This window comes from Cupriavidus sp. KK10 (assembly GCF_018223725.1).
GTDB classification, from domain to species: Bacteria; Pseudomonadota; Gammaproteobacteria; order Burkholderiales; family Burkholderiaceae; genus Cupriavidus; species Cupriavidus necator.
This window is the reverse complement of the sequence record NZ_CP073677.1, coordinates 3,453,473-3,469,417: the sequence shown is the minus strand read 5'-3', so window position 1 is coordinate 3,469,417 and position 15,945 is coordinate 3,453,473. Positions and strand designations below refer to the sequence as shown.

Below are 15,945 nucleotides of genomic sequence, written 5' to 3'. Positions count from 1 at the left end.
ACGAGGCTGCACACCGATGCGGCGATGGAATGGTTGAAGCAAGGGGATGAGCGTGGCCAATACGGCTGACAAGACATATCGCGCGCGGCAAGGACAGGGCATCGGCCTGGGGGGGCGCTATGCGCGCCTGCTGGCGCCGGCGGTCAGCGGGCGCGCGGCCGTGGTGGAACTGGTGGTGGCCATGCTGGCGGCAATGGGGCTGGCGTGGCTGGCGCTGCCGCAGAACCCGCTGCTGCTCGGCATGGGCTTTCCGTGGGCCTGGCTGCTGCCGGTGATCCTGGCGCTGCGCTACGGCACGCTGATCGGCGTGGGCAGCGTGCTGATGCTGCTGGGCGGCTGGTACTTCTACCAGCAGACCGGCGTGATGGCAGGGCCTTTCCCGCGCCTGTTCTTCCTCGGCGGGCTGCTGCTGGTGCTGGTGGCCGGGCAGTTCGGCGATATCTGGGGCACGCGCCTGGCGCGTGCCCGCGCCGTGAACCGCTACCTGGACGAACGCCTGGCGGCACTGACCAAGAACCACTACCTGCTGCGCATCTCGCATGCGCGGCTGGAGAACGACCTGCTGGCGCGGCCCACTACGCTGCGCGACACGCTGTCGCAGCTGCGCAGCGTGGCGCTGGACGAGGCGGCACGCACCGGCCAGGTGCTGGCCGGCGCGCAACCGATGCTGCAGGTGGTGGCGCAGGCCTGCCAGCTCGAGGCAGCCGCGCTCTATGCCTGCGATGGCGAGCACGTGGACGGTGCCCCTGTCGCCAGCGTCGGCCCGGAATTCACGCTCGATACCACCGACCCGCTGGTGCGCCACTGCCTGGACACGCGCCAGCTGGCGCACCTGCGCGCCGACGGCCTGCAGCATGGCGCGCAGACGCGCTACGTGGCGGTGGCGCCGGTGCTGGCCGGCTCCGACCACCTGATCGGCCTGCTGGTGGTCGAGCGCATGCCGTTCCTGTCGCTGACCTACGAGAACCTGCAGATGCTGATGGTGCTGCTGGGCTACTACGCCGACGGCGTGGAGCACGCCGGCGCCACCCGCACCATCCAGGCGGCGCTGCCGGCCTGCCCGTACCCGTTTGCGCTGGACTATGCGCGGCTGTCGCGGCTGCGGCGCGAGACCGGCATCGAAAGCTCGGTGGTGGCGCTGGTGTTCGACGCGGATCCGGAGCGCGATGCGCTGTTCGAGCAGGTGGTGCGCAGCCGGCGCGCGCTGGATGTGGCGTGGCCGGTGGTCAACGCCCATCACCGTGCCATGCTGACGCTGATGCCGCTGTCCGATGCGCAGGCGGTGGCGGCCTACCTGGTGCGCATCGAAGACATGCTGCGCGCGCAGTTCGGCACCGACTTCACCAGTGCGGGCATCGGCGTCTATACGCTGGCGGTGCCCGGCGCCGGCTCGGAAGACGCGCTGGTCAAGCTGCTGCGCCGGGCCCAGGTCGATGGCGCGATCGCCCCCGCCACGCTGCCGGCCGGGGAAGCGCCCCATGTTTAAGCTCGGCGCCAGCGGGCTCGCCGCCCAGATCGCCGCGCTGGCGCTGCTGGCGCGCGCCGGCAACAGCACTGCGCTGCTGCTGGCCTTCTTCGGCATGCAGGCGGCGGCTGCCGCGCTGACGGCGCTGCTGCTGTGGCGCCTGCTGCCGCGGCGCTTTCGCGTGCCGTTCGCGTGGAGCTATGGCTTTCTCGCGCTGTTCTGCTTCTTCGTGCCGCTGGGCGGCGCGCTGGTGTGCCTGGGCAGCTACCTGTTCTCGAAGCTGTTCCCGCGGCGCGTGGACACCAGCGGCATCGGCACCGTGGGCTTGCCCGAGTTCGTCACGCACCTGATGTCGCGCGTCACCCACGGCGGCGGCGCGCGCCTGCGTGCGCAGCTGGGCAATGCGCGCGCGCCGCTGCCCGAGCGCATGACCGCGCTGGTGGCGATGCAGTCGATGCCGGCGCGCACCGCCAGCCCGGTGCTGCGCGAACTGCTGGCCGACAGCGTCGACGACGTGCGGCTGCTGGCCTACGGCATGCTGGATGGCGCCGAGAAGCAGCTGACCCAGCAGATTTTGGCCGAGCTGCCGCGGCTGGAGAGCGCCAACAGCGCCAGCGAGCGCGCCGAGATCAGCAAGCGGCTGGCCGACCTGTACTGGGAACTGATCTACCAGAACCTGGTGCAGGGCGACGTCTACCGCTACACCGCCAGCCAGGTCGAGCGCTACGCCAGCGCGGCGCTGGAGTACGACGACAGCAATGCCTCGCTGTGGTACATGCGCGGGCGCCTGGCGCTGGCGCGCAATGCCCCGCGCGAGGCGCGCGACTGGCTGCAGCGCGCCGAATCCCTCGGCTTCGCGCGCGAGCGCGTGCTGCCGCACCTGGCCGAAGCCGCCTACCTGGAACGCGACTACGCCGCGGTGCGCCAGCTGATGGCATCGTTTGACAGCCCCTCGCCGCTCCCGCTGGTGCGGCCCCTGTTGCGGTACTGGCAATCATGAGCGAGATCTTGATGAAAGGGACGTCGGCCGACGTCATGCTGCTGCTCGAAGGCACCTTCCCGTATGTGAGCGGAGGGGTGTCGAGCTGGGTCAACCAGATGATCCGCGCGTTCCCGGACCTGCGCTTCGGCATCGTCTTTATCGGCAGCCGGCGCGAGGACTATGGCGACATGGCCTACCAGTTGCCGCCCAACGTGGTGCACCTGGAAACGCACTACCTGTACGACTTTCCGCCGCCGCCGCTGGTCCAGGGCAGCACCGGCGATGCCAGGGCGTTCGACGCCTCGGACCGCCTGCACGAGCTGCTGCGCGACCCGGGCCGCGAGGCCGAGGCCGGCGCCATGATCCGCGAGCTGATGCCGACGCTGCGCGAGGGCGGGGCGCTGGGCGAGGACGCCTTCCTGTACAGCCGCCGCGCCTGGCAGACCATCACCGAGCAATACCGGCGCTTCTGCACGGACCCGTCGTTCACGGACTATTTCTGGACCGTGCGCATTATGCACAAGCCGCTGTGGCAGCTGGTGCGCATTGCCGACAACCTGATCCCGGCGCGCGTCTACCACACGGTTTCCACCGGCTATGCGGGCTTTCTCGGGGCGCTGCTGCGCCACCGCAACCAGCGCCCGCTGCTGGTGTCGGAGCACGGCATCTACACCAAGGAACGCAAGATCGACCTGTTCCAGAGCCAGTGGATCCGCGACAACCGCAATGTGTTCGAACGCGACATCTCCCAGATCAGCTACTTCCGCGAACTGTGGGTGCGCTTCTTCGAGACCATTGGCCGGGTCTGCTACGACGCCGGCGACGACATCGTCGCGCTGTACGAGGGCAACCGCCGCCGCCAGGTGCAGGACGGCGCCCCTGAGGCGCGCACGCGCAGCATCCCCAACGGCATCGACCTGCCGCGCCTGGCGCCGCTGCGCGCGCGCCGCAAGCCGGGCGTGCCGCCGGTGCTGTGCCTGATCGGCCGGGTGGTGCCGATCAAGGACGTCAAGACCTTTATCCGCGCCATGCTGACGGTGGTGCGCGAGTACCCCGATGCAGAAGGCTGGATCGCCGGCCCCGAGGACGAGGATCCCGACTACGCGCGCGAATGCCGCAGCCTGGCCGAAAGCCTGGGCCTGGGGCAGAAGGTCAAGTTCCTGGGCTTCCAGCGCATCGACGCGCTGCTGCCGCAGGTGGGCGTGCTGGTGCTGAGCTCGATCAGCGAGGCGCTGCCGCTGGTGGTGCTGGAAGGCTTTGCCGCCGGCGTGCCGTGCGTGACCACCGACGTGGGCTCGTGCCGCGAGCTGCTGTTCGGCCTGCCCGGCGAGGATGCCGCGCTGGGCTCGGCCGGCGAGGTGGTGCGCATTGCCGACCCTGCGGCACTGGCCGCGGCGGCGTTAGGGCTGCTGCAGGACCCGGCGCGCTGGCAGGCGGCGCAGGCCGCCGGCGTGGCGCGCGTGGAGCGCTACTACACCCAGGACCGCATGGTGGGCAGCTACCGCGAACTGTATCAACGGCTGATGGCGCAACCAGACGGCGCCGGGCATGGCGGACCTGAGCGGCAGGGCGGCGGCAACCCCGCGCGCTGCCCGGTCCACGGAGGAGCCTGAGCATGGCTGGCATTGGATTCGAGCTGCGCAAGATGCTGCGGCGGGACAACCTGTCGGGCATGCTGAGCGCCTACGCGTATGCCGGCATCATCAGCTCCGGGCCGTGGATCCTGTCGATCGTCGGCATCCTGCTGATCGGCATGCTGAGCCTGCCCTTCGTGGTGCCGGGCTCGCTGATCACGCAGTTCCAGGTGTCGGTGACCTACCTGATCGCCGGCAGCCTGATCCTGACCGGGCCGATGCAGCTGGCGTTCACGCGCTTCACCTCGGACCGGCTGTTCGAGAAGCGCGACCACCTGGTCCTGAGCAACTACCACGCGGTGGCGCTGCTGGCGACGGTGCTGTCGGGCGGCATCGGCGTGGCGTGCGCAGTGTTCAGCTTCGGCGAGCAGTCGGTGCTGTACCGGCTGCTGATGGTGGTGGGGTTCGTGGTGCTGAGCAATATCTGGATTGCCGCGATCTTCCTGTCGAGCATGAAGCAGTACAAGGCCATCGTGTGGACCTTCCTGCTGGGCTATGCGATCTCGGTCGGGGCCGCGCTGGCGCTGCGCGGCCACGGGCTGGAAGGGCTGCTGGGCGGTTTCGCCGCCGGCCAGCTGTGCCTGCTGACCGGCATGGTGACGCTGATCTACCGCAACTACACCAGCCGCCAGTTCATGTCGTTCGAGGTGTTCCAGCGCCGCTATGCCTACCCCAGCCTGGTCGCGATCGGCCTGCTGTACAACCTGGGTATCTGGATCGACAAGTTCATGTTCTGGTACGCGCCCTCCACGGGGCAGCAGGTGATCGGACCGCTGCATGCGTCGATCATCTACGACATCCCGGTGTTCCTGGCCTACCTGGCGATCATCCCCGGCATGGCGGTGTTCCTAGTGCGCATCGAGACCGATTTCGTCGAGTACTACGACGCGTTCTACAACGCGGTGCGCGGCGGCAGCTCGCTCGAGCATATCGAGGACATGCGCAACACCATGGTCCAGACCATCCGGCTGGGTTTGTACGAGATCGTCAAGGTGCAGGCCATCGCCGCGCTGCTGCTGTTTGCGGTGGGCGTGTGGGTGCTGCGGCTGCTGGGCATTTCCGAGCTGTACCTGCCGCTGCTGTACGTGGACGTGATCGGCGCCAGCCTGCAGGTGGTGCTGCTGGGGGTGCTCAATATCTACTTCTACCTGGACCGCCGCCGCGAGGTGCTGCTGCTGACCGCGACCTTCGTGGTGCTGAACTTCGCGCTGACGCTGCTGACGCTGCACCTGGGACCGGCGTGGTACGGCTACGGATTTGCGGTGTCGCTGCTGGTGGTGGTGGCGCTGGCGCTGTACCTGCTGGACCGCAAGCTGGACCGGCTGGAGTACGAGACCTACATGCTGCAATAGGTCCTGCCGGGGCCGCGCCGCCCGGCTCCCCGAGCAGCGCGATGGCGGCAAGGAGGGCGCAGATCGAAAGACGATCGCGGAGGGATCGGCGCAGTTACCGCCGCCACCCCTCGTCGGGGCATCTCGACGAATGGGCCCGCGATTGGGTAACATGGAGGCAGCCGGCGGGCTTCGGCCTGGCCCGTCGGATCAGATCGACGGCCGCGCCCCCCTGGGGGTGAATATGAGGAATGACTTGCCGGCCGAGCCGTCGACATGCCGTGGCAGAGACCGCAGTTGCAGTCGGAAGCTGGCAGAAGGATGTAGAGGTATGCGTATTGCCTCCGTGGAGGATGATCCGGATCAGGCCGAACTGATCCGGCAGATATTGAGCGAAGCCGGCTTCGAGTGCGAGTCCTTCGCCAACGGTGCGGACTTGCTGCGCGCGCTGCGCGAGCGCGCCTATGACCTGTTGCTGGTCGACTGGCAGCTGCCGGGCACCAGCGGCTATGAGCTGGTCAGCTGGGTGCGGCAGAAGTCCGGCAATATGCCGCCGATCCTGTTCGTCACCAGCCGCACCGCTGAATCCGATATCGTCGACGGCCTGACGGTGGGCGCCGACGACTACATGCTCAAGCCTATCCGCGCCGGCGAGCTGATCGCCCGCGTGCGCTCGCTGCTGCGCCGCGCCTACCCCGAGGCCGCGCAGGAAGTGGAGCTGATCCGGCGCGGCAACTACACCGTCGATACCCACGCGCGCACCATCACCGTCGGCGGCGAGCCGGCGCTGCTGTCGCCGCGCGAATATGAGCTGGCCCTGTTCCTGTTCCGCAATACCGGGCGCCTGCTGGCGCGCGAGGTGATGGAGCAGGCCGTCTGGGGCCGCGCCATGGGGGCGGGCTCGCGCACGCTGGATACGCATATCTCGCGGCTGCGCCTGAAGCTGGCGCTGCGCCCCGAGAACGGCGTGCGGCTGACCTCCGTGTATTCGCACGGCTATCGCTTTGAAGAGGCTTCCGCGGCTGACGCGGAAGCGGATGAGGCCGGGGCGGATGCGTAAGGTGATGGGTGGTGTCGCGCTGGCCCTGCTGGCCGGCGTGGCGGTTCCGGCGCACGCCGGGCCCGCGGGCGCGGAAGGCGCCGATTTTATCTACCTGGTGGAGCCGGGCGATACGCTGATCGGCCTGGCCTCGCGCTACATGGCGTCCGAGCAGGGGTGGCGCACGCTGCAGCGCCTGAACGGCGTGGCCGATCCGTACCGGCTGGTGCCCGGCTCGCGCCTGCGCATCCCGCTCAGCCAGATTCCCGAACAGGCCGCCTCGGCGCGCGTGGTCTATGTGGCCGGCGAGGTCCGCGCCAATGGCCGGCCGGTGCAGGCCGGCATGACGCTGGACGAAGCCGCGCGCATCGAGACCCCCGCGGGCGGCTCGGTCACGCTGGAGCTGCCGGACCGCAGCCGCGTCACGGTGCCGCCGGCCACCAGGCTCTCGGTCAGCCGGCTGCGCACGTTCGCGCGCAGCGGCCTGACCGACACCGTGATCCGCATCGACAAGGGCACCGCCGATACGCGCGTGGCGCCCACGGGCGGCGGCGTCGGCCGCTTCGAGCTGCATACGCCGATGATGGTGACCGGCGTGCGCGGCACCCGCTACCGGGTCTCGGCCGACACCGCGGGAAGCCGCAGCGAGGTGCTGGAAGGGCGCGTCGGCGTCAGCGCGGCGCGGGGCGCCCGCGCCCGGCCGGCAGCGGAGCGCGCCATGACCGCGGCGGCTTCGGTCGGTGCCGGCTATGGCATCGGCGTGTCGGCCGGCGGCAAGCTGTCGCAGCCGGTGGCGCTGCTGCCGGCGCCGGCCCTGCTGCCCCCGGCCGATACCGTGCTGGGCCCGTCCTTCGAGGCCGCCTGGCAGCCGGTGCCGGGCGCCACCGCCTACCGCGTGCTGGTGGCGCGCGATGCGGCGCTGAGCGAACTGGCCTGGACCGGCATCGTCAGTGGCGCCAAGGCCACGACCGCCCGTGTAGACGGGCTGCCCGAGGGCACGCTGTACCTGAGCGTCAGCGCCATCGACAAGCACCAGCTGACCGGGCACGGCGCGCAGGCGCCGGTGGCGGTGCGGCTGAACCCGCCGGCGCCGTTCACGCGGCAGCCTGCCGCGGATGCGGTGCGCTATGCCGACGCCGTCGCCTTCGAATGGGCCACCGTGCCGAGTGCTGCGCGCTACGAACTGGCGCTGGCCGCCGATCCCGCCTTTACGCGCGATGCCGTGGTGCAGGCGGCCTCCGGGCCCGCCGCCGCGCAAGCGCTGGTGCCGGGCCGCTGGTGGTGGCGCGTGCGCAGCGTCGATGCGGCGAGCCGGCCGGGCCCGTGGTCGGATGCGGTCCCGTTCAGCGTCGAGCCCAAGCCGCCCGTGCCGACCCTGCAGGACGACGGCGGCGCGCTGCATATCGGCTGGCCCGAGGGCAGTGGTGCCGGCGCGGGCTACCGGGTTCAGGTGTCGGCCGATGCCGGCTTTGCCACGCTGCTGGCCGACGAGCACACCACCACCAACACCATTGACCTGCCGCGCCCCGCGCCCGGCGTCTATTTCATCCGCGTGGCACGTGCGGCGCCGGGGGTGACGCCTGACCCGGCGGCGTTCTCCGCGCCGCAGCGCATCGAGGTCTCTGCCTTCCTGCGCGACTCGCAGGGCGGCGCGATCGGGTCGGGCGACCGGCCGGACGGTGGTGGCCGCGTCCGGCTCAACTGACGCGCCAGGCTCGCCACCGGCCGCGCCTACGCGGGCAGGCGGGCGGGCTTTCGGGCGGCGCACGCGGATCGAATGGTGCCTGCTGCTTGCGGCCGTGCTGGCGCTGGTGGTGCTGGCCGCGCGCCAGGGCTGGACCGAGCGCGCCGACCTGGCCGCCTACGATATCGCCATCAGCGCGCAGCACCATCCGGCCCGCGACGACATCGTCATTGTCGGCATCGATGACGCCAGCATCACCGCCATCGGCCGCTGGCCTTGGCGCCGCGCGGTGCTGGCGCAACTGGTCGAGCGCATCGCCGCCGGCCGGCCGCGCGTGATCGGCGTGGACGTGATCCTGTCCGAGCGCGACACCCGCTATCCGCAAGACGACGCCGTGCTGGCCCGCAGCCTGGCCCAGGCCGGCAACGTGGTGCTGCCGGTGGTGGCCGAATCCGGCCCCGCCGGCATGCTGGTGCGCTACCCGCTGGCCGGGCTGGGCGCCGCGGTGGGCCATATCAACATGGTGGTCGACACCGATGGCGTGGCGCGCCAGGTCTATCTGAGCGAGGGGCCTCATCCGGTGGCCGCCGCCGGCGTGCCGCACCTGGCCGCGGTGATGGCGGCGTTCGGGCACGCCGGAGAGCCGCCCGGCATCGCGCGCCAGGAGCCGGCCCGGATCACCGAGGCCAACGGCTGGGAGCGCAGCGGCCGCCTGCGCATCCCGTATGCCGGCCCGCCCGGCACCTTTGCCCGCGTGTCGGCGAGCGACGTGCTGGACGGCCGCGCCAATCCCGCCATCTTCGCCGGCAAGGCCGTGCTGATCGGCGCGCTGGCCACCGGCATGGGCGACGTGCTGCCGACGCCGGTGTCGCGCGATGGCCGCGGCATGAGCGGGGTGGAGATCCTGGCCAATACCGTGCAGGCGCTGGCCGACGGCGACGCCATCGTGGCGGTGCCGCGCGCGTGGCAGGTCGGCGGCACGCTGCTGGCGGTGCTGCTGGCCGCACTGGCCGCGCTGCGCCTGCCCCCGCGCGGCGCGCTGGTGGCCACCGGGCTGCTGCTGGCCGCCCTGCTGGGCGGCTCGCTGTTGCTGCTGGCGCTGGCGCGGCTGTGGTTCGCGCCCGCCGCCGCGGCGCTGGGCTGCGTGCTGTTCTACCCGCTGTGGAGCTGGCTGCGCCAGGAGGCGGCCCTGCGCTTCCTTACCGACGAACTGGCGCGGCTGGAACGCGAGCCCGGCCTGATTGCCGCGCCGCGCCATACCGGCGCCACGCTCGACAGCCGCATGCGCGCCGTCTACGGCATGAGCGCGCAGCTGCGCGGCACGCGCCGCTTCCTGTCCGATGGCCTGGAAAGTCTGCCCGATGCCACCGCGATCTGCGACCTGGATGGCGGCGTGATGTTGGCCAACCGGCGCTGCGTGGCGCTGGCGCCCGCCGTGCTGGACGGCGAGCCCGCGCGCGCGCCGGGCGAGGCCGGGCCGCCGCGGCCGGCCATCCACGCGCTGATCGAGGCGCTCTTTCCCGCGCCGGCACCGGCCCTGGCGTACTGGCAGGCGCTGCACGACCGCCACGCCGGCGCCCGCATCGCCCCGGCCCCGGTCCCCGACGGCGGCATCGAGGTGGCCGGGCGCGGCGACCGCCGCTACCTGCTGCATGGCGCGCCGCTGCATGCCGAGGCCGGCGCCGTGGCCGGCCTGATCGTCAGCGTGATCGACATCACTGCGATCCGCATTGCCGAGCGCCAGCGCGAGCAGATGCTGCGCTTCCTGTCGCACGACATGCGCTCGCCGCAGGCCTCGATCCTGGCCTTGATCGAGCTGCATGAGCGCCGCGCGCGGCGCGATGGCGCAGCCACCGGCGATGTCGCCACGGACAGCAGCGTGCTGGCCCGTATCGCCGCGCATGCACGCCGCACGATGACGCTGGCCGACGACTTCATCAGCGTCGCGCGCGCGGAGTCGAAGACCCTGGCGTTCATGGAAGTGGAACTGGGTGGCCTGGTGCTGGATGCGACGGACCAGCTCTGGGCACTGGCCAAGGCCCGCGACGTGACGCTGCAGATCGACCTGCCTGACGACCCCGCGGTGCTGCAGGGTGAACCGACGCTGCTGGCACGCGCCATCGCCAACCTGGTCAGCAATGCGATCAAGTTCAGCCCGCAAGGGGAGACCGTGACGGTCTCGCTCACGCGTGAGCCGGGCAGCTTTGTCGTTGCAGTGCAGGACCACGGGCCGGGGATTGCCGAGGCCGACCAGGCTCGATTGTTCGAACCGTTCGCGCGCCTGCATGAGGGACAGCAGGGCGCGCCGGAAGGCGCGGGCCTGGGGCTGGTGCTGGTGCGGGCCGTGGCCGAGCGGCATGGCGGCAAGGCCAGCGTGCGCAGTGCCGCTGGCGCGGGGGCGGTGTTCCGCATCGAATTGCCTGTGGCCTGAGCGGCACGGAAATTGCCGCTAGGCGTGTTGCGGCCGCCGACACAATTGTTGGCAGTCGTCACAGGCGGATTTGCGTAGCATCGGATCGCCGCTGGAGCCGCATCCGGTGGTTTTCGCGCCCACGCCAGCTCCCCCAATGGCCGTAACTGGCGTGGGCGGCTTTTTTTGGGGTTGGCAGCGGGTACGGCTTCGCGACAACGCGGAGCGCTCTCTCGCCGGCACAGGTGCGGGTGCAGCGACAGACACGCAGCCCGGCCTATCCCCTGAACGTCAAGACAAAGCGCGTCCTTCCCCCCTCCGACTCCACCCCGATTCCCCCGCCATGCGCAGCCACAATCGCCTGCGTAATCGCCAGCCCCAGCCCTGCACCATCGGACTCGGGCCGCGCTCGCGACTTGTCGGCACGGAAGAACCGGTCGAACAGCGATGGCAGCAATTCCGGCCGGATGGTGTCGCCTTCGTTCTCGACGACCACCGTCACCCCTTCGGCCGAGCGCAAAATCTCCACCACAATGCCCTTGCCGGCCGGCGTATGCCGCAGCGCATTCGACAGCAGGTTGCTCAACGCCCGCCGCAGCATCAGCCGGTCACCGGTGATGCGGCCACTGCCGCGCACGGCCATTCGCACGCCCTTGTCCTCGGCCAACGCATCGTAGAAATCGAACAGCGCAGCCACCTCATCAGCGACCTCGATCGGCTCGGCGTTCGGCAGGGTGATGCCGTGCTCCATCTTCGCCAGGTAGAGCATGTCCGACACCATGCGCGACAGCCGCTGCAGCTCTTCCACGTTGGACGCCAGCACGTCGCGGTACTTGTCCGCATCGCGCGGCTGCGAGAGCACCACCTGGGTCTGCGTCATCAGGTTGGTGATCGGCGTGCGCAGCTCGTGCGCCAGGTCCGATGAGAACTCCGACAGGCGCGCGAAATCGCGCTGCAGGCGTTCCAGCATGGCGTTGAGCGTCGCGGCGAGGTCGGCCATTTCCACCGGCACGGCATCGACCGGCATGCGCTCGTCCAGCTTGTGCGCGGTGACGGCGCGCGCGCGCGAGGCCATGGTGCGCAGTGGCCAGAGCCCCCGGCGCGCGGCCCACCAGCCCAGCAGCCCGCTCGCCAGCGCGGCCAGCGCGGTGTAGAAGGCCAGCGACTGGCGGAAGGCGTGCATGAAGTGGGCATGCAGCGAAGTGTCCATGCCGACCACGACCTGCAGCGGCCCCGGCTGCCCGGGCGCCACCTGGGCCAGCGCACGCATGCCGCGGTAGGTCTGGCCACCCTGTTCCCAGGTGAAGGCATGCCGCTGCGCCGGCAGTTGCGCGGCTGCAGCCAGTGCGATGCCGAAGTCGAAGTCCTGCGTGGCATACAGGCGCCTGCCGTCGGCGGCGCGCACTTCGGCGACGAAGCCGGCATGGTGTTCCAGCACCGGGCCCAGGCGCTGCGGCAGCGACGCTGCCGGGCCTTTGGCCGCGATCTTCTGGATCAGCCGCACGTTGTCACCCAGCACGGCGTAGTCCTCGTCGGCGAAATGATTGTCGATCGCCAGCCAGATCAGCACGCCCAGCCCCAGCAGCACCGCGGCCGACGACAGCGAGAACAGGATGGTGAGCCGTGCCGTCAGCGACATCCGGCCCTTCATTCAGCGTCCTCCGCTGCCTCGGGGGCTTCCAGCACATAGCCCATGCCGCGCACGGTCTGGATCAGCTTGGGCTCGAACTCATCGTCGATCTTTGCGCGCAGGCGCCGGATGGCGACGTCGATGACATTGCTGTCGCTGTCGAAGTTCATGTCCCACACCTGCGAGGCGATCAGCGAGCGCGGCAGCACTTCGCCGCGGCGGCGTGCCAGCAGTTCCAGCAAGGCGAACTCCTTGCTGGTCAGCGTGATGCGGCGACCGGCGCGCGTGGCCCGGCGGCGGCCCAGGTCCAGCACCAGGTCGGCCACCTGGATGCGGTCCAGCGCCATCTGTGCCGTGCCCCGGCGCAGCAGCGTGCGCACCCGCGCGAGCAGCTCGGAAAAGGCGAAGGGCTTGACCAGGTAGTCGTCCGCACCCAGCTCCAGCCCCTTGACGCGGTCGGCCACGCTGTCGCGCGCTGTCAGGAACAGCACCGGCACGGCGTTCTCCGCGGCGCGCAGCGCCTGCACGATGCGCCAGCCGTCGACGTCCGGCAGCATCACATCCAGGATGACCAGGTCATAGGGCTCGGTCATCGCCAGATGCTGGCCGTCCAGCCCGTTGGCCACCAGGTCGACGACAAAGCCCGCCTCGGTCAGCCCCTGGCGCAGGTATTCGCCGGTCTTGGACTCGTCCTCCACCACTAGCAGTTTCACAGCACTTTCCTTGATCGATCGGCCCTTTGGGCAGGGTCCGGCAACTCTACGCCGGTAACGCGGGCGCCAACATGACCGGAAGATTACCGGAATGTCATGTTCCAGTCAGACGTGCGTAGGGTGGCCTTCGCTACGCTTGGCATGCTTTCAACCAGGACTGATGACATGCGACGCCACCCCAGTACCGGCCTTGTGCTGCCCGATTTACCCCGCCGCCGCTTCGTGCAAGGGCTGGTTGCCGGCGGCGTGGTGGCCAGCCTTGCCGGCGTTGGCGGCAGCGCGTGGGCGCAGCATGCGGGCCAGCGCGCCGGGCAGGCTGCCCCGGCCGGCTCCGGCTCGGCGCCGGTCCTGCGCGGCACCGAGTTCGACCTGGTGATCGGCGAGTCGCTGGTCAACTTTACCGGCAAGCCGGCCATCGCCACCACCATCAACGGCATGCTGCCCGGCCCGACGCTGCGCTGGCGCGAGGGCGACACGGTCACCATCCGCGTGACCAACCGCTTGCGCGAGGCCACCTCGATCCACTGGCACGGCATCATCCTGCCGTACGAGATGGACGGCGTGCCGGGCATCAGCTTTGCCGGCATTCCGCCCGGCGAGACCTTCACTTACCGCTTCAAGGTCGCGCAGACCGGCAGCTACTGGTACCACTCGCATTCCGGCTTCCAGGAAATGACCGGGGTGTACGGCGGCATCGTCATCGATCCGGCCTCTGGGCAGGAAACCGTGCGGGCCGACCGCGACCACACAGTGCTGCTGTCGGACTGGACCGACGAAGACCCGATGCGGGTGCTGACCAAGCTCAAGATCCAGGGCGACTACTACAACTACAACCAGCCGACGGTGGTCGACTTCTTCCGCGACGTCTCGCGCGACGGGCTGAAGCAGGCGCTGGACAAGCGCAGCATGTGGAACCAGATGCGGATGAGCCCGACCGACCTGGCGGACCTGTCCAGCGCCACGCTGACGCACCTGGCCAACGGCGTCACCCCGGCCGGCAACTGGACCGGGCTGTTCCGGCGCGGCGAATCCGTGCGGCTGCGCTTTATCAACGGCTCGGGCAACACCTTCTATGACGTGCGCATCCCCGGACTGAAGCTGCGGGTGGTGCAGGTCGATGGCCAGAATATCGACCCGGTCACGGTCGACGAATTCCGCTTCGGCCCCGGCGAGACCTGCGACGCCATCGTCGAGCCGCGCGACGACGCCTACACCCTGTTCGCGCAGTCGATGGACCGTACCGGCTATGCGCGCGGCACGCTGGCGGTCAGGGAAGGGCTGGCGGCGCCGGTGCCCGCGCTCGACCAGGCCGAATGGCTGACCATGACCGACATGATGGGCGCGATGACAGGCCACGGCGGGCATGGCGGACACGGTGGCATGCAGCACGGCGCGATGCCGATGCAGGGCATGGACCACGCCGGCATGGATCACAGCCAGCACGCCATGGCCGCCGCCGATCCGCTCAAGGTCCCCAGCAAGACCGCCCGCCACGCCCGCACCGAATACGGTCCGGGCACCGACATGCGCGTCGACATGGCCCGCACCAACCTGGACGATCCCGGCATCGGCCTGCGCAACAACGGCAGGCGCGTGCTGACCCTGGCCGACCAGCACACCATCGGCGGCGCCATGGATGCGCGCGGCCCCGGGCGCGAGGTCGAGCTGCACCTGACCGGCAATATGGAGCGCTACACCTGGTCCTTCGACGGCGTCGAGTTCGGCAAGTCGACGCCGATCTACTTCAAGCACGGCGAACGGCTGCGCGTGATTCTGCACAACGACACCATGATGACCCACCCCATGCACCTGCACGGCATGTGGAGCGAGCTGGAAGCGCCGGACGGCAGCTTCCAGGCGCGGCGCCACACCATCCCCGTGCAGCCGGCGCAGCGCATCAGCTTCCTGGTCACCGCCGATGCGCTGGGGCGCTGGGCCTGGCATTGCCACCTGATGCTGCATATGGATGCGGGCATGTTCCGCGAAGTGGTGGTGGCGTGATGGCTCAACCTGAATTCGCAATCTCCATGCACAGGCACACGAAGACGATACTGGCCGCGGCGCTGGCCTTGACCGCAATCGGCGCAGCCCAAGCGCAGGACCCGCATGCCGGCCATGCGCACAAGCACGATGCCCCGGCCGCCATGCAGGGCATGGACCATGGCCAGATGCAGGGCATGGAGCAGGACGGGATCCAGACCATGGACGGTGGCGGCGCGCCGGTGCCGGACATGCAGGGCATGGCCGCCCCCGCCATGGACCACGGCGACATGAAGATGCAGGGCGGCAGCGCGCCGCCCGACGCCCGCGATCCGCATGCCTATTCCGGCGGCTACCAGCTGGGCGTCGGCAAGTACGCGCTCGGCGACAAGCGCCAGCTAGTGATGGCGGACGAGCATTTGTTCGCCTCGGTGCTGGTCGACCGCCTCGAATGGGCCCACGCCAACGGCAGCAATGCCGCCGCCTACGAGATGCAGGCATGGTTCGGCAACAGCTACGACAAGCTGGTGCTCAAGGCCGAGGGCGAAGCGTCGAAGGGCAAGATGCACGAGGCCCGCACCGAGCTGCTGTGGGGCCACGCCGTGGCCAGCTACTGGGATACCCAGCTGGGCCTGCGCAACGACGCCGGCAGCGGCCGCCCGGCCCGCAACTGGCTGGCCTTCGGCGTGCAGGGGCTGGCGCCGTACTGGTTCGAGGTAGATGCCACTGCCTATGTCGGCACCAGCGGCCGCACCGCGCTGCGGCTGTCCGCCGAATACGAATTGCTGCTGACGCAGCGCCTGATCCTGCAACCACGCATCGAAGCCAACCTCTATGGCAAGAACGACCCGGAGGTGGGCATCGGCAGCGGCTTGTCCAACGGCACCGTGGGGCTGCGGCTGCGCTATGAGTTCAGCCGGCAGTTTGCGCCGTATATCGGCGTGGAGCGCTACCAGGCCTTCGGCAATACCGCCGACATGATCCGGACCTCTGGCGGCAAGGCGGGCGAAACGCGTTTCGTCGCCGGTGTCCGGGTCTGGTTCTGACACCACAACTTCATCATCATCCCCAAGCGGA

Annotated in this window: 11 protein-coding genes; 9 read left to right on the top strand and 2 right to left on the bottom strand. The window is 70.0% G+C overall.

What is annotated here, in order from left to right:
- Positions 1-46: 46 nt before the first annotated feature.
- The 7 genes from KB879_RS16280 (at position 47) to KB879_RS16250 (ending at position 10,566) form a co-directional block, all read left to right on the top strand.
- Entirely contained in the window at positions 47-1,486 is a 1,440-nt protein-coding gene (locus KB879_RS16280) for a PelD GGDEF domain-containing protein (protein ID WP_013953804.1), read from the top strand.
- Positions 1,479-2,465, top strand: a complete 987-nt coding sequence (locus KB879_RS16275) for a lipopolysaccharide assembly protein LapB (RefSeq protein ID WP_013953803.1) — start codon at positions 1,479-1,481, stop codon at positions 2,463-2,465. Before KB879_RS16280 ends, KB879_RS16275 begins: the two co-directional genes overlap by 8 nt.
- Positions 2,462-4,060: a GT4 family glycosyltransferase PelF gene (pelF, locus tag KB879_RS16270; RefSeq protein ID WP_013953802.1), complete on the top strand. Its 1,599-nt coding sequence runs from the start codon at positions 2,462-2,464 to the stop codon at positions 4,058-4,060. The genes KB879_RS16275 and pelF overlap by 4 nt, the downstream gene beginning before the upstream one ends.
- A 2-nt stretch (positions 4,061-4,062) precedes the next feature.
- Positions 4,063-5,433 carry an exopolysaccharide Pel transporter PelG gene (gene pelG, locus KB879_RS16265; RefSeq protein WP_153953293.1) on the top strand — a complete coding sequence of 457 codons (1,371 nt, stop codon included), beginning with the start codon at positions 4,063-4,065 and terminating at the stop codon, positions 5,431-5,433.
- Between the two features lie 310 nt (positions 5,434-5,743).
- Positions 5,744-6,472: a response regulator transcription factor gene (locus tag KB879_RS16260; RefSeq protein WP_013953800.1), complete on the top strand. Its 729-nt coding sequence runs from the start codon at positions 5,744-5,746 to the stop codon at positions 6,470-6,472.
- The gene (locus KB879_RS16255; protein ID WP_153953294.1) at positions 6,465-8,156 is read left to right on the top strand and encodes a FecR domain-containing protein; all 1,692 of its coding nucleotides are present in this window, start codon (positions 6,465-6,467) and stop codon (positions 8,154-8,156) included. Before KB879_RS16260 ends, KB879_RS16255 begins: the two co-directional genes overlap by 8 nt.
- On the top strand, positions 8,131-10,566 hold the full coding sequence (locus KB879_RS16250; protein ID WP_211979425.1) for a CHASE2 domain-containing protein: 2,436 nt from the start codon (positions 8,131-8,133) through the stop codon (positions 10,564-10,566). The genes KB879_RS16255 and KB879_RS16250 overlap by 26 nt, the downstream gene beginning before the upstream one ends.
- 256 nt (positions 10,567-10,822) lie before the next feature.
- Here KB879_RS16250 and KB879_RS16245 read toward each other — a convergent pair whose 3' ends face one another.
- On the bottom strand, positions 10,823-12,196 hold the full coding sequence (locus KB879_RS16245; RefSeq protein WP_153953296.1) for a heavy metal sensor histidine kinase: 1,374 nt from the start codon (positions 12,194-12,196) through the stop codon (positions 10,823-10,825).
- Complete coding sequence (locus tag KB879_RS16240) at positions 12,193-12,888, bottom strand: heavy metal response regulator transcription factor (RefSeq protein WP_211979424.1); 696 nt, start codon at positions 12,886-12,888, stop codon at positions 12,193-12,195. Before KB879_RS16240 ends, KB879_RS16245 begins: the two co-directional genes overlap by 4 nt.
- A 165-nt stretch (positions 12,889-13,053) precedes the next feature.
- Between KB879_RS16240 and KB879_RS16235 the strand changes: the two genes are divergently transcribed.
- Together KB879_RS16235 and KB879_RS16230 are read left to right on the top strand one after the other, a co-directional pair.
- Positions 13,054-14,889 (top strand): copper resistance system multicopper oxidase, encoded by a 1,836-nt coding sequence (locus KB879_RS16235; protein WP_153953297.1) that lies wholly within the window; start codon positions 13,054-13,056, stop codon positions 14,887-14,889.
- A gap of 26 nt (positions 14,890-14,915) precedes the next feature.
- Entirely contained in the window at positions 14,916-15,914 is a 999-nt protein-coding gene (locus KB879_RS16230) for a copper resistance protein B (RefSeq protein WP_041228717.1), read from the top strand.
- Positions 15,915-15,945 lie beyond the last annotated feature (31 nt).

Bases quoted from the DNA above. Each gene is read 5' to 3' on its own strand.
- KB879_RS16280 (WP_013953804.1), top strand. From the start codon at position 47: ATGAGCGTGGCCAATACGGCTGACAAGACATATCGCGCGCGGCAAGGA.
- KB879_RS16275 (WP_013953803.1), top strand. From the start codon at position 1,479: ATGTTTAAGCTCGGCGCCAGCGGGCTCGCCGCCCAGATCGCCGCGCTG.
- pelF (WP_013953802.1), top strand. From the start codon at position 2,462: ATGAGCGAGATCTTGATGAAAGGGACGTCGGCCGACGTCATGCTGCTG.
- pelG (WP_153953293.1), top strand. From the start codon at position 4,063: ATGGCTGGCATTGGATTCGAGCTGCGCAAGATGCTGCGGCGGGACAAC.
- KB879_RS16260 (WP_013953800.1), top strand. From the start codon at position 5,744: ATGCGTATTGCCTCCGTGGAGGATGATCCGGATCAGGCCGAACTGATC.
- KB879_RS16255 (WP_153953294.1), top strand. From the start codon at position 6,465: ATGCGTAAGGTGATGGGTGGTGTCGCGCTGGCCCTGCTGGCCGGCGTG.
- KB879_RS16245 (WP_153953296.1), bottom strand. From the start codon at position 12,196: ATGAAGGGCCGGATGTCGCTGACGGCACGGCTCACCATCCTGTTCTCG.
- KB879_RS16235 (WP_153953297.1), top strand. From the start codon at position 13,054: ATGCGACGCCACCCCAGTACCGGCCTTGTGCTGCCCGATTTACCCCGC.
- KB879_RS16230 (WP_041228717.1), top strand. From the start codon at position 14,916: ATGCACAGGCACACGAAGACGATACTGGCCGCGGCGCTGGCCTTGACC.